The sequence below is a fragment of the Streptomyces sp. NPDC059255 genome (genome assembly GCF_042752355.1).
GTDB lineage: Bacteria > Actinomycetota > Actinomycetes > Streptomycetales > Streptomycetaceae > Streptomyces.
Genome location: NZ_JBHYZP010000017.1, coordinates 119,044 through 140,444, shown reverse-complemented (window position 1 = coordinate 140,444; position 21,401 = coordinate 119,044). Strand labels below are relative to the sequence as shown.

Below are 21,401 nucleotides of genomic sequence, written 5' to 3'. Positions count from 1 at the left end.
TCACCGGGCGTCCGGTCCGGCCACGCGGTCGACGAGCGTGTCGAGGAGTTCGCCCACGGTCGTGTAGCGCATCGGGTCGATGTCGTCGTTCTCGAAGGTCAGGTCATGCCTCTGCTCGAAATACGTGAACACATACGCAAGGGTGATCGAGTCGAGTTCGAGGGAGGACATCGAGTCCTTCTCGGTGAGGGTTTCCGCACGCTCCGGCGGAGTTTCACACTGCCCCACCAGCACCTTTCGAATATCATCGAAGATTTGACTCCGCAATGGCAATTCGAAGCTGTTTTCGCTGGTCAGCGACATCATGACTCCTTCGTTTCACGGCACTGAGACGCAAAACCCAGGCCATACGCTAGAGAGATATTCAACAGCTGTCAAACCTTGGGAAAATACTTCGGAAATGCCATCGGAGAACGCCGGACCTCCCTGCGGACTTTCCCTTTCCACAAGGCTTCATCGCTTTTTCCTTCGCGTTTCCCCCTACCCGAAGGGCAGTTCCGGCAGCGGTTTCTCCTCACCGAAACACCAGTGCGTCTCCCCGCGCAGCCGACGTACGAGACGGGTCCCGTCCCCGGCGGCCTGTGGGCGTACGGCATCGGCGTACCGGCACATCGCGTCCAGCAGCACATCGAGACTCGCGGCCAGCATCGCGACCTCCTCGTGCGCCATCGCGTAGACACCTTCCGCCCGGAACCGGTGCAGTCCGAGCAGGAGCAATCCGAGTTTCTGGGCGCGGGCGGCGGCTTCGAGGCACGCGGTCGAGACCTCAGCCGTCCGCCGGTCGTCCGAGCCGGCCAGTGCGTGCCCGAGGACGAAGAGCTGTGGCTGGATGTCGCCGAGCACGAGAACGTCCATGCCCTTGGCCAGCAGGAGAGGCAGCCGTGCCCCGGACCACACCCGGGCGTGGAAGGCGCGCAGTTCGGCGATGTCCAGCGCCAGGGGCAGCACGGACCCGGGCACCAGCCGGGCCGCCAGTTCCTCCGGCCGGTGCGCCACCAGGGGCTCCACGCGTTCCAGTACCGCGTACCGGGTGCAGGACCGTCTGAGACCCTCGGTGACCGGAATTATTCGCCGGAACCCCTCGGAGGCGGGGGCGTCGGTGTCGAGCAGATGCAGGCCGTCCTCGTCCAGCCGGTGGGCGAGCACCATGTGGTGGTGGAAGTGCTCCTTCCCCTCGTACTCGTCGCCGGGCCAGTGGTGGCCGTCGGGCATCAGCACCACGGGGGTGCCGGACGCGATGAGGGCGGCGATCTGCGGCCACTGCCGCGCACCCGTCCCGATGCTGGTCAGGTGCCAACGTGCGGTGCAGGCACCGAACTCGCTCATCGGGCCGTACCAGTCACCGCGCCGCACCAGGTCCAGGGGCGCCGCCAGCCCTTGTGCCACCTCTCTCGCACCGTAGCCACGGTGCAGGAGCACCGCCTCGACCGAGCGCAGGAAGCAGCCGAGGCCGTCGAGTCCGATGTTCTTCCAGCCCAGCGCGGTGGCCGGGTCGAAGGCGTAGGGGCGGGCGGCGGTGTCCGTGGACGTTCCGCTGGGGGGCTCGTCGGTCACATCGTCCTCCTGGTGTTCCGCAGCACGGTGGCCATGATCGTCAAGGTCGGGTTGTGCGCCCCGGAGGTGGGGAAGAGGCTGCCGTCGGCGACGAACACGTTGTCCAGCGCGTGCAGCCGGCCGACGCCGTCGGTGACGCCGGCGCGTGGGTCCTCGCCCATCCGCATGCCGCCGAGCGTGTGGAAGTTCCCCGGCACGGTCGCCGGTTCACCGGGAAACGCACGGGAGCGCGTCTCGGGCACGGCCGCGACCTCGTCGGCGCCCGCGGCGCGCAGCAGTGCGGCCAGCCGGGGCAGGTAGAAGCGCTGGGCCGTCGTTTCGTGGTGGTGCGGCGCCCAGGAGATCCGGGGCACCGGCACGCCGCGCCAGTCCCGGGTACAGGGATCGAGTTCGACGCGGTTCTCCCGCTGGGAGACGTCCTCACCATGCATCTGGACGCCCAGCAGCCGGTCACGCAACGGACTCTCGCGCATCAGCCGCTTGAATGCCGTGCCGTACGGAAGGCCCGCCGCTCCGGCCAGCAGGCGACGGTAGATCCTGCCCTCCTGGACCTGGCCCGGCGGGCTGGAACCCAGCTCCACCACTCCGCCCCGGAAGTACGCCAGTCCCGCCTCCCGCGCGGCATCGCGGGCTCCGGGATGCTCCGGGTCGGCGAAGTCGTCCAGCGCGTGGGTGATGTTGCGTCCGCGGTCCTCGCGTACCCGCTCGTTCAGGAACAGCCCGTACGCGACGGAGTACCAGTGGAACATCAGATGCCGCCCGAGGAGACCCGAGGGGTCGGGCAGTCCGGACAACAGGGCCAGCCGGCAGCTCTCCACCGCGGAGCCGGCCAGCACCACCCGCTGAGCGCCCAGTTCACGGCTCCGCCCCGCCGCGTCCACGTACACCACGCTGCTCGCCCGGCGCCCCGTGTGCCGCACCCCGGTGGCGGTGGACAGCGGCAGGACTTCCGCGCCGGCGAGCACCGCGCGGCGCAGCGCCGGGAGCGCGCTGCCGCGCGACTGGTTCGGGCAGCCGTAGCCGCAGCACATCCCGCAGTCGGTGCAGGCCGGTCTGCCGCCGTAGGGGCGGGAGTTGGCGGCCATCGGCATGGGGTACGGGCGCAACCCCAGCCCGCGCGCCGCGTCGGCGACCCGCACCGACGACTCCTGGTCCGGGCCCGGAGGCATGGGGAAGCCGCCCTCGCGCGGCGCGTGGCGCAGCGTCGGGGAAGCCGGCAGCGCCGCCAGATCGCCCTGGACGCCGAGCAGTTCTTCGGTCTCGGCGTAGTACGGGGCGAGTTCGGTGTAGTCGAACGGCCAGTCCACGACCTGGCAGTCCGGGAGGGGGCCGAGGAGGGAGCGCTTGGCGAAGTCCAGGTCCCACAGCCGGGGCGTCTTGGCGTCCCAGTGCACCGATCCCCCTCCGACGGCGGCGGGCAGCGCGTTGACGAAGCCGGTGTGCGGCGGCCCGGGGAACGCGCGGTCCTGGTAGACGCGCGGTTCGGCCAGCGCGTCGGGGTACTCGAAACCGCGCACCGGGCCCTTGATCTCGTCGGCGGAGAAGATGTGGCGGGGCGCGGGGTCCCGCAGGTCCTCGAAGTGGTTCGGGCCGCGCTCCAGCACCACGACGTCCCAGCCGTTCTCGGCGAGCACCATGGCGGCCACCGCTCCGCCCGGGCCGCTGCCGATCACCACGGCGCGCTCAGTCATCGGCCCCTCCGGACGCCACGGCGCGGGCGGCGTCGGTGAAGTGCCGGGCCAGCCTTCGCACAGGGTCCTCACCCTCCCCGGCGTACGGACGCAGCGGCGCGGGCCCGCGGGCACCGTCGCCGGGCGCGGTCCTGGCGCGTGTGCGGGGAACAGGGCCGGGATGCGCCGGGGCGCCGGCCGGGCCGGGCATCCCCAGGTGGAGGGGGCCGTCGGCGGCCGGGGGCTCCCGGTGCGTGGTGCGCCCGCTGTAGACCGGGTCGCCGTATGTCGCCTCGACGGCGTGGTCGAAGAGCAGTCCCCGGAAATCCTCCGCCCCGGGGTCGCGCAGCGCCAGGTGCCGGGCCGCCACCGGAGCGGCGGCGAAGTCGCCGCCCGCGAGACGGTCCAGCACAGCTATGCCGGTGCGGTACGCCTCCTGGAGCTCCCCGACACGCCGACGCCAGCCCACCCGCTGGGCGGGGGTCAGGGGCAGGAACGCGCCGTCGCCCCGCCCGGACGCGTAAACGAGGGGCGGTTCGGCCGTGAAGGCGCCCAGCAGCCGGTCGGCGTACCGCACCGCGTCCGCCTCACGGGCTCCGGGGTCGGTCTCCCCCGGCGCGTCGGTGGGGCCGGGAATGAGCAGCGCGGTCGCTTCGCGCACCACCTCCGCCTGGTGGGCGTCGAAGAAGCTCCACGCCAACTCTTCTAACTTCAGGGAACTTTGACCATAATATCCTGTTACGACCACATTCTTTCCTCCGTACTTGGGGAGATCCGTATGAGCCGTACTGAACCCGTTCCGCCCGCCGTTGCCGATCAGCGCCGGGACGCCAGGGACGGGGCCTTCGCCCTCACCAAGCAGCTCCTGGCCACGACGGCACCCCGTTTCACCGGACGCCACGGCGTGGAGGTGCACAGCCTCGTCTCGTCGGACCATGTGCCGCTCTACCTGTTCGCCGCGAAGTCGCTGGCCCGTTTCTGGCCCGAGGTGACCCCAGTCGTGCACGACGACGGCACACTGACCGCGCGCGACGCCGCACGGCTGCGCCGGCACGCTCCCGATGCGCGGATCATCGGCCGCGCGGAGGCGGACCGCCGGGTCGGGGAGCTGCTCGGGGACTTCCCCGTGCTCGCGGCGGTGCGGCGCAACAACGTCCGCATCCTGCAACTCGTGGACTACTTCCTGCTCAGCGAGGCCCCGATGGTGGTCAGCATGGACAGCGACGTGGTCTTCCTGGCACGTCCGGCGAAGCTGATCGAGTGGGCCGCCACGCCGCCCGCGGACCGCCCGGCCTTCCTGTATTCGCCGGAGTTCGGCTGGGAACCGCAGGGGGTGCACTGGATCACCGACCACCTGCCGGGCACGCCGTACGTGCCGTACATGTGCTGCGGGTTCGCGGCCGTCGACACCGCCGCGTTCTTCGACCCGGCTTTCCTGGAACGCACGTTGGCGGCCCTGCCCCGGGAGGTCAGCTTCGCGCCGCGCTACGTGACGCAGATGTCGTACTCCCTCCTCGGCGGGAGGCTCGGTGAAAAGGGAACGCTCGACCTCGGTGAGCCGTACCGGTCCGGCCGTCTGGAATGGCTGCCCCTGATCGAGGACCGCGTGATCTGCCACTACTTCGCCTCCCACGAACGTTCCACCACCTTCGACAACCTGGCCGGGGAAGGGCCGCTGCTCTCCCGGGCGCTGGGCCTCGCCCCCGGCACCGCGGGGTGACCGGGTGACCCGTGTGGCCGGTACGGACCGGGTCCGTACCGGCCACACGCGTTCACAGCGACATCAGCCGGCCGGCCCCGGCGGCCGAGGCGTACGCCGTCTCCACGACACGTGCGGTGTCGACGATCTCCCGCGCCGGCTCGTGCCACAGGGTCGGATCGGCCAGTACGCGGCGGAAGTCCGCGTACATCGGGGGGAACCACTCCAGGTGGGTCTGGTCCTTGCTGGGCGAGACCAGGGTGTGCTGCCAGGAGCCGTCCGCGCTCCGTCCGGTGACAAGTCCGTCGTCGATCCGCAGCAGGCCCGAGGTCCCGGACACCCGGTAGTGGCTGGACCGTTCGCCGCTCGTCCAGCTCAGCTCGATGTCGCAGTACGCCTCGCCGAACTCCAGGCGCAGCCGTGCTGCCTCGTCCACCGAGTCCGGGTCCCCGCCCGGCCTCTCGACTGTGCAGGAGAGCTTCTGCGGCACACGGCCGAACAGGCGCAGCGCCATGTACACACAGTGCGTGCCGTGGTCGAGCAGGATGCCGCCGCCCGCCAGTTCGCGGGAGCGGCGCCAGTCCGGCGCGTACTCGGAGACGCCGCGCGCGTGACGGTCGCGCAGAATGCGGAAAGCCGCCGACTCCAGCCGTCCGAGGCGGCTGTCGGCCGCGGCCTCCCGCAGGGTCCGCATGACCGGTGATGTCCCGTAGTTGTGCGACGGGAACAGCAGCCGGCCCCGCTCGGCCGCCTCACGGGTGAGGTCGAGGGCATCGTCGCCGCGCACGGCCACCGGCTTTTCGCAGATGACATGGCATCCGGCCGCCAGCGCGGCACGGGTGAGCGGGCCGTGGAACACCGGCGGGGAGCAGATGTCCACGACGTCCGCACCGTCCGCGGCGAGCAGTTCGTCGAGCGTGGCGAACACCCGCCCGTCGGGCAGCAGCCGCGCCGCCCGGTCCCGGCGCTCCCCGGACGGATCCACAACGGCCACCACCTCGGCGCCGTCCACGGACCGATAGCCGCTCAGCCGTGCGGTGCCGGCCACGCCGAACCCCACGATCGCCACCCTCATGCCTGTCCTCCCGGCTCGGCGGCCGGCGGGCAGGGGCCGCCGGCCTCGACCAGACTCCGGTGGAAGGCGGGTGACGCCGCGACGAGGTGCCCCCGCGCCGCCACGAACTCGCCGCCGCCCCAGCCGGTGACCGTTCCCCCCGCCTCGGTGACCAGCAAGGCACCGGGCGTGGTGTCCCACACCCCGATGCCGAACTCCAGATAGCCGTCGTACGCGCCCGAGGCGACCCGGCACAGCCCGGTGGAGGCGCTGCCCGGTTCCCGAATCTCGAATCCCGCGTTGAGCAGCCGGTCCACCACGGAACGCTGCTGTCCGCGCACCACCCCTTCCGTGCCGAAGCCCGTGCCCGCCAGGGGGCGTCCGGCGCGTGGGTCCGGGACGCGCAGGCGTACGCCGTCCCGGAAGGCCCCGCGTCCTTCGACCGCCCGGAAGACGGCCCCGTACTCGGGCAGCAGGATCAAGGACAGAACGGTCCGGCCCTCGACGGCGAGGGCGAGGGCCACCGCGTAGTCCGGCAGACCGCGCAGATAGTTGGTGGTGCCGTCCAGCGGGTCGACGATCCAGGTGGGCCGGCCGTCGCCGCCGCCGTCGGGGCTCTCCTCCTCGGACACGACGGCGAACCGCGGGGTGTGCTCGCGCAGTACGGCCAGCGTGAGCCTCTCGGCGGCCAGGTCCGCGTCGCTGACCGGTGCGTCTCCCTCCTTCATGCGCACCTCGCGGGGCGCGGAGCGACGGCGCAGGAGTTCCTCTCCGGCCACGGACGCGGCCTGTGCCGCGGTTGCGGTGAGACGGTCCATGTCGAGGGTGACCGTCATGCTTCACCTCGCGTGCGGATCAGCGTCTCGCGGATGATTCCGACAGCCGTGTCGGCCTGTTCCCGCCCGATACCGAGCGGCGGGTAGAGCCGTAGCGCGTTCCCGCCGAGCATCACCAGGACGCCGGCCTCCATCAGTTCGAGGTAGACACTCTGGACGACACTCTTGGGGGCCGGTTCCCGGGTCTCCTTGTCCGAGACCAGCTCGATCCCGATGGCGAGGCCCAGACCGCGCACATCTCCGACCAACGGGGCCAGTTCGGTCAGGTCGAGGAGTCGCGCCAGCATCTCGCGTCCCCGCTCGGCGGCGTTCTCGACGAGCTTGTCGCCCGTGAGGATCTCCGTCGTGGTGGCCACCGCACGGCATGCCATGGGGAACGCCCCGAAGCTGGACGAGCTCGCGCTGGGGTCGGAGAAGGGGGATGCCGCCATGGTCGTCCCGGCTGCTATCACCCCGGTGACGGGATAGCCGCCGCCCATGCCCTTGCCGACGGTGAGGACATCGGGGAGCACGTCCTCGTGCTGGTAGGCAAACGAGGCGCCGGTCCGGCCGAATCCCGTCATCATCTCGTCCGCGATCAGCAGGGCGTCGAACTCCTTCGCCACCTCGCCCAGGGCGGAGAGGTAGCCGGGCGGCGGTACGACGTTGCCGGACCTGCCCTGCACCGGCTCGACCACGATCGCGGCGAGGGCCCCGGTGGAGTTCTCCTTGATCACGTCCCGGGCGTGGTCGACACAGGCGAAGCCGCAGCCGGGTGCGGTCAGCTTGAAGGGGCAGTGGTAGCAGTTGGCGTACGGGGCGGAGAAGTAGCCGGGCGGCAGCGGCCCGAGGCCGGACCTGGCGCCCGCGGTGAGGGCCAGGCTCCCCATGGTCTTGCCGTGGAAGCCGCCCCAGAACGAGAGGAACTCGTGTTTGCCCGTGACGGACTTGGCCAGCCGCAGGGCCGCCTCGACCGCCTCGGTGCCGCCGCTGTAGAGCTGGATGGCGTCCAGGCCCTCCGGCAGGAAGCCGCGCAGCACCCGCACCATGTCGAGGCGAGCGGGCGTGGCGAAGGCGCCCGCCGTGGCCCGGGTGAGCTCCTCGGTGAGGGCAGCCGTGAACCGCGGCTCGGCGTGGCCGAGGGAGTTGACGCCGCCCGCTCCCTGGAAGTCGATGATCCGGTTGCCGTCGATGTCGGTGAGCACCGCGCCGTCCGCGTCCGCCACGCACAGCCGTGAGAGCAGCATCACGGCCTGGAGTCCCGGGCCGATCACCTCCTGCTCCTCCGCCCAGTGCCGCTCGGTGGCGGTGCGCGGCCGGATCATGCCCCAGCCGTGCCCGGCGGCGGGGACCGGCGGACGGGCGGCGGGAGGGGTCGTCACAGAATCCGTCATCGCGCCTTCGCTTCCTCGCTCGTGAGCCACCCGTCCCGGCCCAGCGCCTCGAACCCGGTTCGCGCGGCGCGTACCGCCGTGTCGATGTCGTCCTCGGTGGTGGCGGCCGATATGAACCAGTGGTGATTGGGGTGCAGGAAGACGCCTTCGGCAATGGTGGCCTTGTAGAAGGAGCGCTTCGCCTGCTGATTGCGCTCCTCGCTGCCGAAGCCGAAGCCGAGGAACGGCATCGGCGGGTGGCCGACGACCTCGACGGGCGCCCGGTAGGCGGTGACGAGTTCGCGCAGTCCGCTCTGGAGACGTTCGCCCAGTTGCCGGACGCGCTTGAGGTGCTCTCCGGAGCGGAGTTTGCGCACGGTGGCCAGGGCCGCCGCCATGGCCTCGGCGTTGGCGTAGTAGGTGGATGAGATGTGCACCGTGTCGAGGGTGCGCAGCACGTCGGCCCGGCCGGTGAGCGCGGAGATCGCGTAGCCGTTCGCGAACGCCTTGCTGAGGGTCACCAGGTCGGCGGTGACGCCGTAGTACTCCTGGGCTCCGCCGACCGCGAGCCGGAAACCGGACCGGATCTCGTCGAAGACGAGCAGGGTGCCGTGCTCACGTGTCAGCTCGCGCACCCCCTCCAGGAACCCGGGGTCGGGGCGGTCGACCATGAACGGCATCATCACCACGCAGGCGATGCGTCCCGGGTGCCGTTCGAACAGCACACGCAGGGAATCGAGGTCGTTGTACGTGAAGGTGTCCACCAGTTCGCGGCTGACGGCCGGGATGCCGTTGTCCCATTGGGCGCACCAGTCGTGCCAGCCGTTGTAGCCCCAGCGCACCACCCGGTCGCGTCCCGTGAAGGCACGGGACAGCCGCACGGCCGCGCCGGTCGCGTCGGAGCCCGTCTTGAGCAGCATGCCCATCTCCGCGCCGGGGATGATCTCCAACAGCTCCCCGATAAGTTCCGTCTGGATCGGCTTCATCAGGCCGGTGGCGAAGCCGCGCCGGATCTCTCTGACGACGGCCTCGTCCACGTCCGGGTCCGCGTGGCCGAGGATGACCGTTCCGTAAGACAGGAAGAAGTCGAGGTACTTGTTGCCGTCCACGTCCCAGAAGTGGGCTCCCTGGGCTCGGTCGGCAAAGATCGGGTAGTGCCCCTCGACCATCTGGTCCGAGGCGATGACGTTCTTCCGCTTGGCCGCCAGAGCGTCGATCTGCTCGGCCCTGCGATCGAGTTCGAAGGAATGGTCCAGGCCCAAGGGAATCCCTTTCGGCTAGGGCACGCCCGATCGCCACGGCGACCGGTGCGGGGTTGCCGCCGGAAGCGTGCGTGGGGTGCCGGTTCGCGAATGTCGGTACGTAGGGGTCGCGGGACGGGTGGCGCGTCGGGCGGACGGTGCCGGTTCGCCGTCGGCGTACGGGGCGGCTATCCGCCCCGTACGGCGCGCACCCGGTCGAGCAGGTCCGCCGCCCGGTGCCGTACGTCCGACAGGTTCCCGCCGTGCAGGGCGTCCCCGACGAGCGGCCGTCCCAGCGCGGCGGCGTGGGCACCGGCCCTGAAGTAGTCCGGCAGGTCCTCGGCGGTTATCCCACCGGTCGGGACGATCGGGATGTCGGTGAAGGCCATGGTCAGCGACGCCAGATACGCCGGACCGCCCAGCCGGGCGGGGAACAGCTTGACCAGAGCGGCGCCGAGCCGCCAGGCCTCCATCACTTCGGTGGTGGTGAAGGCGCCGCACACGACGGGGACGCCGAGCCTGTGCGCCTCGTCCAGCACATCCGGCAGCACCCCGGGGGTGAGGAGGTAGTGGGCGCCCGCTTCCACCGCCCGGACGGCGGTCTCCCGGTCACGGATGGTTCCGGCGCCGACCAGTGCGGCGCCGGTGGCCACGCTGCGTTCCACGGAGCGCAGCGCGTTGGGTGAGGTGAGGGTGATCTCCACGGCGCGGATGCCGGCCTTGCCGAGCTCCTCGGTCACACCGGGCACGGCCGGGGACTCGGGCTCGGTGAGCATGGCGATCAGCGGTGTGCCCGCGACCTCGGCGGCGATGTCCGGGCCAAGCGTCTTCGCCATGGTCAGGCCCGCTTCTCGAGGACGATGACCTGCCGCCGGGTCTGCCGGGTGACCAGGGCCTCCGGATCGGGCAGGGCACGCAACTCCCGTACGAGCGGCGCGACCTGCTCGTCGAAGACGGAGTCGTCCACCGCCCACAAGTGGTACAGCATGCGCTGTTCCAGCCCGGAGGCGATCTGCTCGGGGCTGTGCTCGTGTGTCGCCGCCTCCAGCTCCCCCACCTCGACGGCCTTGAATCCCACGGACTCGGCGAGGGGCACCAGTCGTTCCGCCCGGTCGTCGGCCTCGGCGGTCCGGGACTGGATCTCCTCCATGATCCTGCTGACCTCGTGGTCGTCGAAGAGGATCATCCCGGGGATCACCACGTACCGTCCGCCGGGCTTGAGCACCCGATGGACCTCTGAGAGCCCCTTGCGCAGGTCACCGACGACATGGGTCACCCACACGCTGTAGATCTGGCTGAAGGTGGCCGGCTGGAAGGGCAGAGCGGTGAGGGAAGCGGCCGCCGCGGCGTTGCCGATCCGGCTCACGGCCTTCGTGAGCATGGAGTGGGACAGGTCGATGCCCACCACCGCGTGCCCCAGCTCCGTGAGCGCGAGGGCCACCACTCCGGTTCCCATCCCGGCATCGAGGACGAGTTCGTTCTTCGCGATGCGTTCGGTGATGGCGGGGGCGATCCTGCGACCCCGCGCCTCACCTCCGCGTGTCTTGTCGTAGAAATCTGCTGCCGGGGAGAAATTCACAGACGACTGCACGGTCACCCACTTGTTCGAAGAATAATGCGCTGATACCCATTTTCTGCCGAACCCAACAGAGCACCGATCACGCGCATTCGGCTTCGAACGCGCGGATGCACCCGCTCGGAAAGTCGTACGAGAAACCTCCACCCTTTCGAGTTCTCCGGTTGTGCGCTTCCAGAGACACGCGGCGTCACGGAAAATCGGCCCGTGATCGCCGTGGGCCTGCCACGGTCATCGGGACTGCGTCGTAATGGCGGGAATACGCCCTGCGGTGTCGGCCGGCGCCTGCCGGCTAACGTCTGCCGAGAAGAGGGCCGCGATCCGTTCTTCGTACGGCGACGACGGCGGCTCTCGGTTGACTGTCCCCGCCGTCCGGCCAGTGTGAAACGGGATGACCGGGGCCGGCACCGGGAAGCTCCCCGGGATGCTGCACGGAGACCAGCACGAAGTCGGGCCCGATGACCGGACCGCAGCACTCCGCGCCGGTCGGTACGGTCAGGAAGCGCTGCACGCATCCTCGTTCGGGACCGCTCAGGGGCACCATGTAGAGCCCGTCGTTCACCCCGCCCCGCCCGCCGGCGTCGGTCGCGATCCACATGTTGCCGTGCTCGTCGAACGCCAGGTTGTCCGGGCACGAGATCGCGCTGACCCTGCTCTTGTCATAGCCGGCGTAGTACGTCCCCGGGGACTCCGGATCGCCGCAGACCAGCATCAGCCGCCATACGAATCGCTCGGACGTCGCGTCGTCACCGCGTTCGCGCAACTCCAGGATGTGCCCGTCCCGGTTCCCCGTGCGGGGGTTGGCCTCGTCCGGCCCCGGAACATCGGCGGCACCCCGGTAGTCGTTGTTGGTCAGAGCCGCGTAGACCTGGCCCGTACGGGGATGCGTCTGTACGTCCTCCGGCCGGTCCATCGGGGTCGCCTCCGCCCGGTCCGCCGCCATCCTGGTGAAGACGTACACCTCGTCGCTCGTCATGCCGGGAACGAAGCTGCGGCCGTTGTGCGCCAGGGGGATCCAGGTACCGGTCCCGTCGAACTCGCCGTCCCGGGGCAGCTCTCCGCTGCCGTCGATCTCCCCGGTGGGGCTGTCACCGGTGAAGCGTGCCGCGTACAGCGTCCCGGAGTCCAGCAGCCGCTTGTTGTGCTCGCGGGCCGCCCAGTCGTCGCCGTCGCGCATGCGCTCGTCCGAGACGAACTTGTAGAGATACTCGAAGCGCTCGTCGTCGCCCATGTAGGCCACGATCCGGCGGTCCGGGGAGACCGAGACGTTGGCGCCCTCGTGCTTGAAGCGGCCGAGCGCGGTGTGCTTGACGGGTACCGAGCCGGGTTGCAGGGGGTCGACCTCGACGATCCAGCCGAACCGGTGGGCCTCGTTCGGTTCCCGCCCGAGATCGAAGCGGGCGTCGTACGTCTCCCAGCCCCGCGACGACGCGCCTTCAGGAAATCCGTAGCGCTTCAGGCCCCGTCCGGTCAACGGGTCCGTCACCCGCTCGGCGTATGCGAAGGGCATGTGCACGTTCTCCTCGCCCGACAGCACCGTGCCCCAGGGGGTCGTGCCGCCCGAGCAGTTGGCCATCGTCCCCAGGACCCGGGTCCCGCCGGGGTCGGCGAAGGTGCGCAGCAGTGGCGACCCGGCAGCCGGCCCGCGCACTTCGAAGGGGGAAGTCAGGGTGATGCGCCGGTTCCACCGCCCGTCCGCACGCGTCCGCAGACGGCCGTCACGCCCTGAGCGCTCCACCAGCACCACGGACATCCCGTACGCGGCCCAGGCCGTTCGCACATGTTCCTCGGAAGGAGCATGAGGATCCCAGTCGGGGTACATCAGCGGTTCGGTGGCGTACTCGTGGTTGCTGACCATCAGCCAGCGATCGCTGCCCCGGAGGGGAACGAGTGCGCAGTAGTCGTTGTTCACGCCGAACTGGCGGGACTGCGCCACTTCCGTCTGCCGGTCGAAGTCGAAGGCGGGGGCGTCCGGCAGGACCGGATCCCCCCAGCTGATGAGCACCTCGTGCTCGAATCCCGCAGGGACGGTGACACGGTCCCCGTCATCGGGCGGCACGGACTCGAAGTACCGTCGGCTGCCGTGCCCAGCAGGGGACTCCTCCGGCGACGCTGCGGCGGCCGGTGCGGTGAAGGCGGCCAGTGACACGGAGGCGAGCACCCCGCCGCCGAGAACCGCCCGGCGCGACAGAGCATTGCGCAATATTGTCCCGAAGTAAGTATTCCCCGAGGTGTTCGGGACATCCTGCGCACAGGCATTGCCGCACCGAAATGCACAGGTCACCGCTGACCGGGGAGAATTTCCACCGATGGCTAAAAGGGATAACTTCCGCGCCGGCACGCTATGAACCGCCCTTCTTCAGGACCCTCTCGTCAAGCCGCCTCAAGCAGTATGCATGAGCGTACGCCGGGAAACAATCGCCCCCGGCATTCTCGGCACCGCCCGACATTAATCGGACAATACCTTAGCGGCGTTCCTTGCATTCGCGGTTGGATCCGGATCACTTGGCGCCGACCGCGTTCCGCGGGCTTGCGCCGGTGAGAGACCGGCGCGCATGAAGGAACACGGGGAGCGCGGCGGACATCGCCGATGCGCGGGCATTCGGGCAATAGCAAACCCGCTGCGGTTCATGTGCCCGGCCTTCCCGCATCCACGATGGGACGCGGCGCACCGCCAGAGGTCTGAAGCCGGGGCGCGAGGCGTCTACCTGACGGCGTTCCAGTACTCCCCAGCCTGCGCGGACATCATCGCACCTGCCCTGTTCGGCCTGCTCTTCAGCCAGGATCGCCTGCTCCCCTGGCTCGCCGTGGGCCTCCTCGCCGCGCTGGGCGCGGTGCTGATGCTGCGCCTGGAGCACCGGCTGCCGCGGGAGCGCAGGCTGTCGGGGTTGCGGATGACTCGGATCGGTGATCCGGCCCGCGTAGGCCATGACCAGGCGCTCCAACACTTCGAGTCGGCGTACAGGTGGTGGGTGTCCAACGGGAGCCCGGGCCCGGCCCGGTTCGGGATGATCCTGGCTGCGGGTGGGAGGCGCTATCTCATGCGCAGTGACGTCCGTGAGGCGTTCGAGGAACGGCTGGCCGGGCAGGACATGGGCAAGGGCTGCCTGCGGCTCATCAGGCCGGAGAACATCGACTTCGACCTGCTACGGGACCTGCTAAAGGCCACTGCCATCCGGCCCGGCAAGATCTGTTGACACCACCAGGCACCGGGCGCAACCCGGGATTGCCCGTGCGCGACGGGTTTACGCGCCCCCGCTGCGCCGACGGCTCCGGGGACCCGTTCCGGTAGAGGTTGAGTTCCAGGCGACAGGGTTGGGGTCACGAATGTCGTACAGGATCGAGGAGCAAGAGACGACCGATGGATTGGCGACGGGTGGCTGCAGCCATCGTTCTTCGGCAGGGCGACCGTGTGGCGCCGGACGTCGGCGGGAGCAGTCGCCCAGGGGCCGGCACGGCAGGGTCGGTCCTCAGGCAGTTCACAATGCCTGGGCCGAAGGGCAGCGGCTGGCAGTTGCTGCCCTTCGACGTGTGTAACCCGGAGCGCCGGAACAAGCTGAAGAGCCCAAAGGCGTGCGGTTGGGCCGAGCCCAAAGGTGCCCGCACCTACATCGAGGGCGGGCGTCGCCATGGAGCGGAGCTGACGGAGAGGCTCATCGCCGAACTCCAGCGACCCGTACCGGTTGCTGAACCGGGGCGGACTCAGCCCAGTGCCGAACGGATAACAGGTGTCCAGCAGTCCTTGTGGTAACGACCGCCTGTTCGTCACTCACCTTCAGCGAGATGCTTCGCCCGCCTGGAGATCACGCCGCCAGCCGTTCTTCTGCAGAACTTGGGTGGCGGCCTCGCCGTCGAAGGGCTCGTCGGGGCCGACGCCGGTGCAGTAGCCCAACGGACCGCGGTCGGGGGCGTCGATGTAGACGTGCCAGTCGGTGTCGTACTCGGCTCGCGCGGTCAGTTCCACGACGGTGTTTTTGTTCGGCATGGGGCACCGTAGGGCGTGGAGCATTCAAGCACGGCCGGTTCATCGGTTCAGGACCGCCGCCGGACCGGTGCCGGTAGGGGCTGACACGCTATCGGGGCGCCTTCGGCGTCGGCATATCCCCGTCCCCGGGGCTGGGGTCCCTTGTGGAGCGGAAGGCCTGAGGGCATCTCGTCCTCCAGGAAGCGAACCCAGCCCCGACACTAGCGCAGGCCGTCGACGCAGGAGCCGGAGCGGTAGCAGGTCTGTCCGTCGAGGATTTTCTGATTCTCGTCGGTCATGTAGACCCAGATGTTGTCGGCCCCACCGGCGACGTTCGCGTCAAGGGAAAAATTCGCCGGCCCGGATGTGTTGCACCAAGTGCTGGTGCTCTTGAAGTCCAGTGTGGTGCTGCCTGCAAACGCCCGCGCGTAGACCCGCCGACACCCGGTGGCCTTGAACGATCCCTTGACGTCGACCGTCCGGTTGGAAAAGGTGGCCGTGCCTTTGTAGTAGCTCGCAGTGTACTCAACCGAGAAGTTGCTGCCGGCGGCTACGGCCGTGGCGGGTGCCGCCGCGAAGACCATCCCCCCGGCGACCGCCGCGACCGCGGTCAACGCCGCGCCGACCTTCCTCGTACGGCTCTTCATCTTCGATGTGTCCTTCAATCCCACCATGGCAACCACTCCCAGGTTCATCGAGTAACGAGTCCACAACCCACGTACTCACCGTCGTACGGAGCCGCGCGCGGCAAAAAAGAACCATCGTTCCCCGCTCGCGTCGCCGCCCCCAGCTCCAGCACCCACCTGAGGGTGCCAGCGTCGGTACAGCACTACGACGCTACTACCGCACAGCGGGTGTTTTACGGCAGAATCCGACAACTTCACCCCTATGAACACCTCTACCGTCCTGACCAGCGAATTACGAGCGTGCGGGCCGCCTCCGGGCGCCCCGCAAGCATGTCGAGACCGTGCTCTCCGAAGACGGCCGGGAGCTCCAGTACCGACTCGGTGCGTGGATGGGCAACCAGCGGAGCCGGGCCGCGACACTGACCCCGGAACGGACGGAGCAGCTCTCCGCGACCGGGATGCGGTGGACGTGACGGGCATCGTCGTCACCGCGGCCGCCACGCTCACGGCCGGCTCATCTGCTTGGACGGCCGCGCCCGTGGCGTTGCCTGGGGCGACCGGGCGGTCGGCCAGGTCCGATTGGCCGGGGGCGTGGATCCGGGGCGGCGCTGGGCGGCAGGCCTTCGTCGTCCTGGTCCACGTCGTCATCGCGCCGCGCACCAGCTGGCGCATCATGCGCGCCGGCCACCACCACACGGGCTCCGGCGCCCGTACACGATCCGGACTGGGTTGCCCACCGCGCCCAGGCATACAAGGGAGGCACCACGTGAGCACCGAGCAGCACGACGCGGATGCGTACGGCCAGGAGCCGGCCCGCATCAGCCACCACCAGCACGAGGCCACGGCGGCACGGCTCACGGTCTTCCAGGCCCTGGCCGCCGTCGGCATCGGACACGAGCAGGCCGACGACATCGTCTCGAAGCTGGAGGCCGGGACGATGGCCGGCGCCCACACCCGGATCTCCGAGAGCAACGCACCGCACGGATCCGAGCCGCGGTTCGAGAACGGCTGGTTCGCCGGGGTCCTCAACGTCGCCAACTACCCGCTGTGCATCGCCGACACCACCGCCACCGCTCAGCGCGGGCGCGCCGCCGCCAGCGCCCTGCTGGTCTCCCAGCTTCAGCAGCCGGCCTCCCCCGCCCCGGCGTCCCCGACCGTGGCACTGGACGCACAGGACGCCCTGGCGGCGGCGCAGCGCTGCACGTGGGCCTTGACCGCTCCGGACAAGTTCCTCGTCCCCGCACCGCACGAAGGCACCATGGCCGCGATTTGAGCCGGCATCGTCGTCAACGACGAGCCCGAGCTGGCAAGACTGGGGGCCTCCGGTCGGTCATGCGTCCTGCGGCCAGTTGACCGGGACCTACGACACATCAGAGCGGGCTTCCAAATCCTGAACCGTCACCAGCGCATGCCGGCGGCGCTTGAACTCGGTCTGCGCGGAACCAATCTGCGCGGTGCGGTCGTTTTTGCATCAGGGGGTGGTCTGGGTGATCGAGACGGTATTCAGCACTTCTGACGTGCATGTGGCGGACAGGTTCGACTGCTGGCGTGAGCGCATGGTGAACTTGCACGCGCCCATGGACCTGAGCAGCGACTACGTCGGGGACTACCGGGCGGAGATGCGATTTCTTCAGCTCGGTACCACATGCGTGTGGCCGGCGGCCATGAGACCGGTGCGTCATCAGCGGACTCCCAGGCTGATTGGGCAGTCGGATCCGGAGGGTTACAACCTCACCTTCATGCTGCGGGGGACCAAGCGCCTTGCCCAGGCCGGCATGGAGGGCGCATGCGGCCCCGGCGACCTGCAGATCGTCGATACCTCGCAGCCCTATGACTGCCACGCGATCGACAGCGCCGCCGCGCACCATATCTCCGTCAGCTACCTCCACCGAGTCTTCCAAGCCCACGACCGCGGCACGACGGTCTCCGCATGGATCCGCCACCAGCGCCTGGAGGCGGCCCGTCGCGACCTCGCCGACCCCGCACTCCGTGCCGTCCCCGTCCACCGCATCGGCACCGGTTGGGGATTTACCCAGCACGCCGTCTTCAGCCGCGCCTTCCACGCCGCCTACGGTGTCCCTCCCCGCGACTACCGACACCGAGCTCTCAGCGCCGAGCAGTAGACGCACCGTCAAAGAGCAGTGGATTCCGCCAGGAGGCATCTCGCTGACCCCGGAAGATGAGTAAAGCGCCGTAGCCGTAAGGCAGGACTGGCCCTCACCCGCCCGGGCGGGGGCCAGTCCTCTTTCTGCCTCCCGAAAGGGAGAGGAGCAGGTGCTCCCTCGCTTTTAGTTGGCCCAGTCCTGGCACATTCTGAGCAGTTGATTTCCTTCGAAGACGGCTGCCTCAACCCCGGCCGCACCGATGCCGTACGCGCCGTTCTGGGCCGTTGTCTGCCACGTCGCGGACGTCCCGTTCCCGTCGTAGTGGTGCCGCCACGGCCATCGAGTCAGGATGGTGCCGTTGTTCCCCGACCGGCGACTCCGGTCGCTGAGCAGGAGGAGGACCAGATGGGGGCGGCATTGGCGGTGCCTTCGGTAATTGCGAGAGCGGAGGCCGCCAGGCATAAGGTCAAGGAGCACTGGATCACGGTCTTGATTCTGATCATTTCTCCCCGTTCAAGAAGAGGTTGTCTTTACGGCTGAATACGCCATCAGAATGCCGTGTCACCGATGGGCCGTCCATGACAGGGAATCCACTGTTCCTTGACGATGTGTCTACTGCTCAGTGCGCACGGATGGGGGACTTTTCGGGTCAGGTCGGCCGAGGGCCGTACAGGCGCTTCGCCCGTGCGGTGCGTCGTCGTCTGCGTCCGTGCCATTGCACTCCGACGTACACGCCGGGCAGTAGCGCTGCCCAGACTGCCACCAGGACGAGCCATCCCCGGTCCTCGTGGCCCGGGCCGATCGAGGCGAAGGCACCCGCGATGCCCGCCGGAACTACGGCGATGACTGCCCACAACGTGCACATGCCGAAGAACCAGAAGCCGTACGGCGGTCCGTGCTCGGCTATCCTCCGGGCGCGGGCGAGCAGTACAACTCCCAGGTAGAGCAGGTAGCAGGCGAGGGTCAAGGAGACCGCGGCCAGTCCCGCCTGCCACTCGGGCTCGCTCTCCGGGCTGTCCCCGGACTGCTGTGTGATGCCGTCACGGCTCAGGGCGGTGGCGTAGTCGCGCCACATTGTGACGGCGACCTCGTCACCCGGCTTCAGCCGCTTGAAGAGTGGCTCGTCCGCCCCAAGGTCCACCTCGTCCGGGACCCCCGCCGGACCGTCGAGTCGCACCTCGTACTTCGGGCTCTTGCCGCCTGTCCGCTCCGTGCTCCGGACGGTGGCGCTCTTCGAGTGGAGGCAGTCGGTCCGTGAACTCCCGTCCGTGCACCTGTCGGCCGAGCGGAAAGCGCGGACCGTCCCGACAGCCTCGGGTACCGACGCCGCGAAACCGGCTACCGCGAGCAACGGAACCAGGGCGCCGAGCAGCGAACCGATTCCCCACACCCGCCGCCACCACGCCCGACGAGATACGGAAGCTTTTGAGTCGCCAAGCGGTGGTATTCCGGGGTTCACCCCACAAGACTACGGGCAGGCACGCGCGCTCGGGAAACCCCCTGCGAAGCCGGCCGGGCTGGACGAGGGCGGCGGTGCGCCATCCTGGCGTGCGGCCGCCCACCGCTCGATCAGAACGATGCGTCAGCCCGTCTCGCTCGTTGGCAGGTCATGGAGAAACGTGTGGCGCAGGCTGAGGGCGTGGACACCGGGTGCGATTCCGGCGACTCGCCAAGGACCCGGTAGTAGCGGATGGTTCCGTGCTTGATGCGATGCTGCACTGCCTCCGCCTGCTCGCCTCCCGTGTCGAGAGAGCTGCATGACCGGGGACTTCGTGGCCCTGATTTCGATCAGCCGGCGCGGGCGGACTCACTGGTGTCGAGTCCACGACGCAAGGTGGGTACGGGCGAACCGCAGCCAGCGGGCCCTGAGGCGAAGCCCGGCAGAGCCTGCGCCGGCGCTGGGCACACCAGATCGGAGTCGCTCAACTGCGGTGACCTGCCCAGCCATCGGGGTCTCCGGCGCTCTCGCCCTCGATCTCCACGTGCAGTCCGGTGACGAAGGTGTCCAGGAACTCGTCCGGCATGGGCGTCCTCGTTGCGACGTGCGCTGCTGAGCTGGGGTGTCAGGCATCGCGGTATCACGATGCCTGACGTCTGACGGATGATCCGCCCGGTTGTCACGCGGTCACCCGACGGCGACGGCCTCGTCAGTCTCCGGCTCGTCCGCGACGGCGAGGTCGGAGCCCTTCGGCCCGCGAAGAGCGATGTAGATGAGCAGCATGCCCATGACGGCGGTGCCTGCCCACATGGCCTGCTGCCAGCCGTCGACGAAGGACTGCTGCGCGGTGTGGATCAGGGCCTGGGCGTGGCTGCCGGTGCTCGGGGCCACCTCGACGGCGTTGGCCATGCCTTCGCGTGCGGTGTCCGCGGCCCCCTGGGGGATGCCGCCGAGCTTGTCGTCGATGGCGCTGCGGTAGCCGTTGGCCAGGAGCGCGCCGAGCATCGCGACGCCCAGGGCGGTGCCGAATTCTCGGGTGACGTCGTTGAGAGCCGAGGCAACGCCCTGCTCGGCGCGGGGCAGGGAGCTGGTGATGGCCTCGGTGGAGGGTGTCATCGACAGGCCCATGTCGGTGCCTATGGCGAGCATGCCGGCGAGGATGGACAGGTAGCCGCCGTCGACGGAGACGAACAGCGCCATCAGCGCGAGGCCGAGGGTGGCCAGGGCGATGCCCACGGTCATGGTGGAGCGGGCGCCGGTCTTGGCGGCCATCCGGGGGGCCAGGCCGGACGTCATCATCATCATGACGGCCATGGGCATCATCGCCACGGTGGACAGCAGGCCCGACCAGCCCAGCACGGCCTGGAAGAACGGGAAGAGCACCACGGCGATACCGGCCTGGACACCGAAGACGACGAGCAGTGTGATGGAGCCGCCGGCCAGGCCGCGCTCACGGAAGAGGCGTACGTCCAGCAGGGATGCGTCGCGGCGGTGCAGCTCCCAGGCCACGAAGGCGATGGCGGCGACGACGCCGACGGCCAGGCCGGTCATGGAGACGGGGTCGGTCCAGCCGCGCTCGGGACCTTCCTGCAGGACGAAAATGAGACCGATCACGGCGATGGTGGACACCACCGCGCCGATGGTGTCGAAGGAATGGGTGGAGTGTTCGCGGGAGTTGGGCACCGACTTCAGGGTCATGGTCAGCGCGACGACGGCCAGTACCACGGGCAGCACGAACAGCCACCGCCAGTCCGCGACGTCCACGAGGAGCGCGGAGAGGAACATGCCCAGGATGCCGCCGCCTCCGGCGACGCCGGTCCATACACCGATTGCCTTGCCCCGTTCCTCCTCCGGGAACGTGGAGGTGATGACGGCCAGTGTGATCGGCATGATCATCGCGGCGCTGATGCCCGCGGCCACACGGGCGCCGATCATCACTGCGGCCGACGGGGCGAGCCCGGCGACGACACTGGCCGCGCCGAAGATGATCAGTCCGGTGATCAGCATGGGCTTGCGGCCCCATCGGTCACCGATCGCGCCGAGCGGCAGCAGCAGGGCGGCCAGGGCAAGGGTGTAAACATTGATGATCCACAGGACAGTGGTCTGCGAGGCGCCCCACTCGACGGCCATGTGGGTCTGGGCGACGTTCAGGCCGGACACCGACGCGATGACGGCCATCAGCGCGATCGACACGCTGATCAGGATCGCGCGCAGCTGACGCGCATCCGGCGCGCCCTCGCCGATTGCCGGCGTGGCCGCCGCTCGTGGAGGCTGGTTGCTACTCAT

19 protein-coding genes and 1 pseudogene are annotated in these 21,401 nt (G+C 69.4%); 5 read left to right on the top strand and 15 right to left on the bottom strand.

The window, feature by feature from the left end:
* The 4 genes from ACFXKG_RS21155 to ACFXKG_RS21140 all read right to left on the bottom strand — a co-directional run bounded on the left by ACFXKG_RS21155 (nt 1) and on the right by ACFXKG_RS21140 (nt 3,924).
* Nucleotides 1-306 carry a phosphopantetheine-binding protein gene (locus ACFXKG_RS21155; protein ID WP_384841055.1) on the bottom strand — a complete coding sequence of 102 codons (306 nt, stop codon included), beginning with the start codon at nt 304-306 and terminating at the stop codon, nt 1-3.
* 174 nt (nt 307-480) lie between these two features.
* Nucleotides 481-1,554 (bottom strand): hypothetical protein, encoded by a 1,074-nt coding sequence (locus ACFXKG_RS21150; RefSeq protein WP_384841052.1) that lies wholly within the window; start codon nt 1,552-1,554, stop codon nt 481-483.
* Entirely contained in the window at nt 1,551-3,245 is a 1,695-nt protein-coding gene (locus ACFXKG_RS21145; RefSeq protein WP_384841049.1) for a GMC oxidoreductase, read from the bottom strand. Before ACFXKG_RS21145 ends, ACFXKG_RS21150 begins: the two co-directional genes overlap by 4 nt.
* Nucleotides 3,238-3,924 (bottom strand): hypothetical protein, encoded by a 687-nt coding sequence (locus ACFXKG_RS21140; RefSeq protein ID WP_384841047.1) that lies wholly within the window; start codon nt 3,922-3,924, stop codon nt 3,238-3,240. Before ACFXKG_RS21140 ends, ACFXKG_RS21145 begins: the two co-directional genes overlap by 8 nt.
* Nucleotides 3,925-4,002: 78 nt before the next feature.
* Here ACFXKG_RS21140 and ACFXKG_RS21135 point away from each other — a divergent pair, with 78 nt between their 5' ends.
* Nucleotides 4,003-4,944, top strand: a complete 942-nt coding sequence (locus ACFXKG_RS21135; RefSeq protein WP_384841044.1) for a hypothetical protein — start codon at nt 4,003-4,005, stop codon at nt 4,942-4,944.
* Between the two features lie 52 nt (nt 4,945-4,996).
* Here ACFXKG_RS21135 and ACFXKG_RS21130 read toward each other — a convergent pair whose 3' ends face one another.
* The 7 genes from ACFXKG_RS21130 to ACFXKG_RS21100 form a co-directional block, all read right to left on the bottom strand.
* Nucleotides 4,997-5,998 carry a Gfo/Idh/MocA family protein gene (locus ACFXKG_RS21130; RefSeq protein WP_384841041.1) on the bottom strand — a complete coding sequence of 334 codons (1,002 nt, stop codon included), beginning with the start codon at nt 5,996-5,998 and terminating at the stop codon, nt 4,997-4,999.
* Nucleotides 5,995-6,813, bottom strand: a complete 819-nt coding sequence (locus ACFXKG_RS21125) for an inositol monophosphatase family protein (protein ID WP_384841037.1) — start codon at nt 6,811-6,813, stop codon at nt 5,995-5,997. The genes ACFXKG_RS21130 and ACFXKG_RS21125 overlap by 4 nt, the downstream gene beginning before the upstream one ends.
* Nucleotides 6,810-8,186 (bottom strand): aspartate aminotransferase family protein, encoded by a 1,377-nt coding sequence (locus ACFXKG_RS21120; protein ID WP_384841035.1) that lies wholly within the window; start codon nt 8,184-8,186, stop codon nt 6,810-6,812. The genes ACFXKG_RS21125 and ACFXKG_RS21120 overlap by 4 nt, the downstream gene beginning before the upstream one ends.
* Nucleotides 8,183-9,427, bottom strand: coding sequence for an aspartate aminotransferase family protein (locus tag ACFXKG_RS21115; RefSeq protein WP_384841032.1), 1,245 nt, complete (start codon nt 9,425-9,427; stop codon nt 8,183-8,185). The genes ACFXKG_RS21120 and ACFXKG_RS21115 overlap by 4 nt, the downstream gene beginning before the upstream one ends.
* A gap of 167 nt (nt 9,428-9,594) precedes the next feature.
* The gene (locus ACFXKG_RS21110) at nt 9,595-10,242 is read right to left on the bottom strand and encodes a bifunctional 4-hydroxy-2-oxoglutarate aldolase/2-dehydro-3-deoxy-phosphogluconate aldolase (RefSeq protein WP_384841029.1); all 648 of its coding nucleotides are present in this window, start codon (nt 10,240-10,242) and stop codon (nt 9,595-9,597) included.
* Nucleotides 10,243-10,244: 2 nt separating this feature from the next.
* Nucleotides 10,245-10,997: a class I SAM-dependent methyltransferase gene (locus ACFXKG_RS21105; protein WP_384841025.1), complete on the bottom strand. Its 753-nt coding sequence runs from the start codon at nt 10,995-10,997 to the stop codon at nt 10,245-10,247.
* Between the two features lie 277 nt (nt 10,998-11,274).
* The gene (locus ACFXKG_RS21100) at nt 11,275-13,323 is read right to left on the bottom strand and encodes a PhoX family protein (RefSeq protein ID WP_384841022.1); all 2,049 of its coding nucleotides are present in this window, start codon (nt 13,321-13,323) and stop codon (nt 11,275-11,277) included.
* Nucleotides 13,324-13,612: 289 nt separating this feature from the next.
* On the opposite strand from ACFXKG_RS21100, the gene ACFXKG_RS21095 reads away from it, so the two are divergent.
* Nucleotides 13,613-14,179: a hypothetical protein gene (locus tag ACFXKG_RS21095; RefSeq protein WP_384841019.1), complete on the top strand. Its 567-nt coding sequence runs from the start codon at nt 13,613-13,615 to the stop codon at nt 14,177-14,179.
* A 578-nt stretch (nt 14,180-14,757) separates the two neighbouring features.
* Here the strand turns inward: ACFXKG_RS21095 and ACFXKG_RS21090 are convergent.
* The gene (locus ACFXKG_RS21090; RefSeq protein ID WP_384841016.1) at nt 14,758-14,967 is read right to left on the bottom strand and encodes a hypothetical protein; all 210 of its coding nucleotides are present in this window, start codon (nt 14,965-14,967) and stop codon (nt 14,758-14,760) included.
* A 200-nt stretch (nt 14,968-15,167) separates the two neighbouring features.
* Entirely contained in the window at nt 15,168-15,641 is a 474-nt protein-coding gene (locus ACFXKG_RS21085; RefSeq protein WP_384841013.1) for a hypothetical protein, read from the bottom strand.
* Nucleotides 15,642-15,880: 239 nt separating this feature from the next.
* Here ACFXKG_RS21085 and ACFXKG_RS21080 point away from each other — a divergent pair.
* The 3 genes and pseudogenes from ACFXKG_RS21080 to ACFXKG_RS21070 form a co-directional block, all read left to right on the top strand.
* Nucleotides 15,881-16,045: pseudogene (locus ACFXKG_RS21080) on the top strand (helicase associated domain-containing protein); the annotation flags it as partial.
* A gap of 293 nt (nt 16,046-16,338) precedes the next feature.
* Entirely contained in the window at nt 16,339-16,845 is a 507-nt protein-coding gene (locus ACFXKG_RS21075; RefSeq protein WP_384841010.1) for a hypothetical protein, read from the top strand.
* Between the two features lie 214 nt (nt 16,846-17,059).
* Entirely contained in the window at nt 17,060-17,695 is a 636-nt protein-coding gene (locus ACFXKG_RS21070; protein ID WP_384841007.1) for an AraC family transcriptional regulator, read from the top strand.
* A 631-nt stretch (nt 17,696-18,326) separates the two neighbouring features.
* Here ACFXKG_RS21070 and ACFXKG_RS21065 read toward each other — a convergent pair.
* Together ACFXKG_RS21065 and ACFXKG_RS21060 are read right to left on the bottom strand one after the other, a co-directional pair.
* Nucleotides 18,327-19,067: a hypothetical protein gene (locus ACFXKG_RS21065; protein ID WP_384841003.1), complete on the bottom strand. Its 741-nt coding sequence runs from the start codon at nt 19,065-19,067 to the stop codon at nt 18,327-18,329.
* 735 nt (nt 19,068-19,802) lie between these two features.
* Nucleotides 19,803-21,401, bottom strand: a complete 1,599-nt coding sequence (locus ACFXKG_RS21060) for an MFS transporter (protein WP_384841000.1) — start codon at nt 21,399-21,401, stop codon at nt 19,803-19,805.

Bases quoted from the DNA above. Each gene is read 5' to 3' on its own strand.
- ACFXKG_RS21125 (WP_384841037.1), bottom strand. From the start codon at position 6,813: ATGACGGTCACCCTCGACATGGACCGTCTCACCGCAACCGCGGCACAG.
- ACFXKG_RS21110 (WP_384841029.1), bottom strand. From the start codon at position 10,242: ATGGCGAAGACGCTTGGCCCGGACATCGCCGCCGAGGTCGCGGGCACA.
- ACFXKG_RS21085 (WP_384841013.1), bottom strand. From the start codon at position 15,641: ATGAACCTGGGAGTGGTTGCCATGGTGGGATTGAAGGACACATCGAAG.
- ACFXKG_RS21135 (WP_384841044.1), top strand. From the start codon at position 4,003: ATGAGCCGTACTGAACCCGTTCCGCCCGCCGTTGCCGATCAGCGCCGG.
- ACFXKG_RS21130 (WP_384841041.1), bottom strand. From the start codon at position 5,998: ATGAGGGTGGCGATCGTGGGGTTCGGCGTGGCCGGCACCGCACGGCTG.
- ACFXKG_RS21155 (WP_384841055.1), bottom strand. From the start codon at position 306: ATGATGTCGCTGACCAGCGAAAACAGCTTCGAATTGCCATTGCGGAGT.
- ACFXKG_RS21095 (WP_384841019.1), top strand. From the start codon at position 13,613: ATGTGCCCGGCCTTCCCGCATCCACGATGGGACGCGGCGCACCGCCAG.
- ACFXKG_RS21145 (WP_384841049.1), bottom strand. From the start codon at position 3,245: ATGACTGAGCGCGCCGTGGTGATCGGCAGCGGCCCGGGCGGAGCGGTG.
- ACFXKG_RS21090 (WP_384841016.1), bottom strand. From the start codon at position 14,967: ATGCCGAACAAAAACACCGTCGTGGAACTGACCGCGCGAGCCGAGTAC.
- ACFXKG_RS21060 (WP_384841000.1), bottom strand. From the start codon at position 21,401: ATGAGTAGCAACCAGCCTCCACGAGCGGCGGCCACGCCGGCAATCGGC.
- ACFXKG_RS21120 (WP_384841035.1), bottom strand. From the start codon at position 8,186: ATGACGGATTCTGTGACGACCCCTCCCGCCGCCCGTCCGCCGGTCCCC.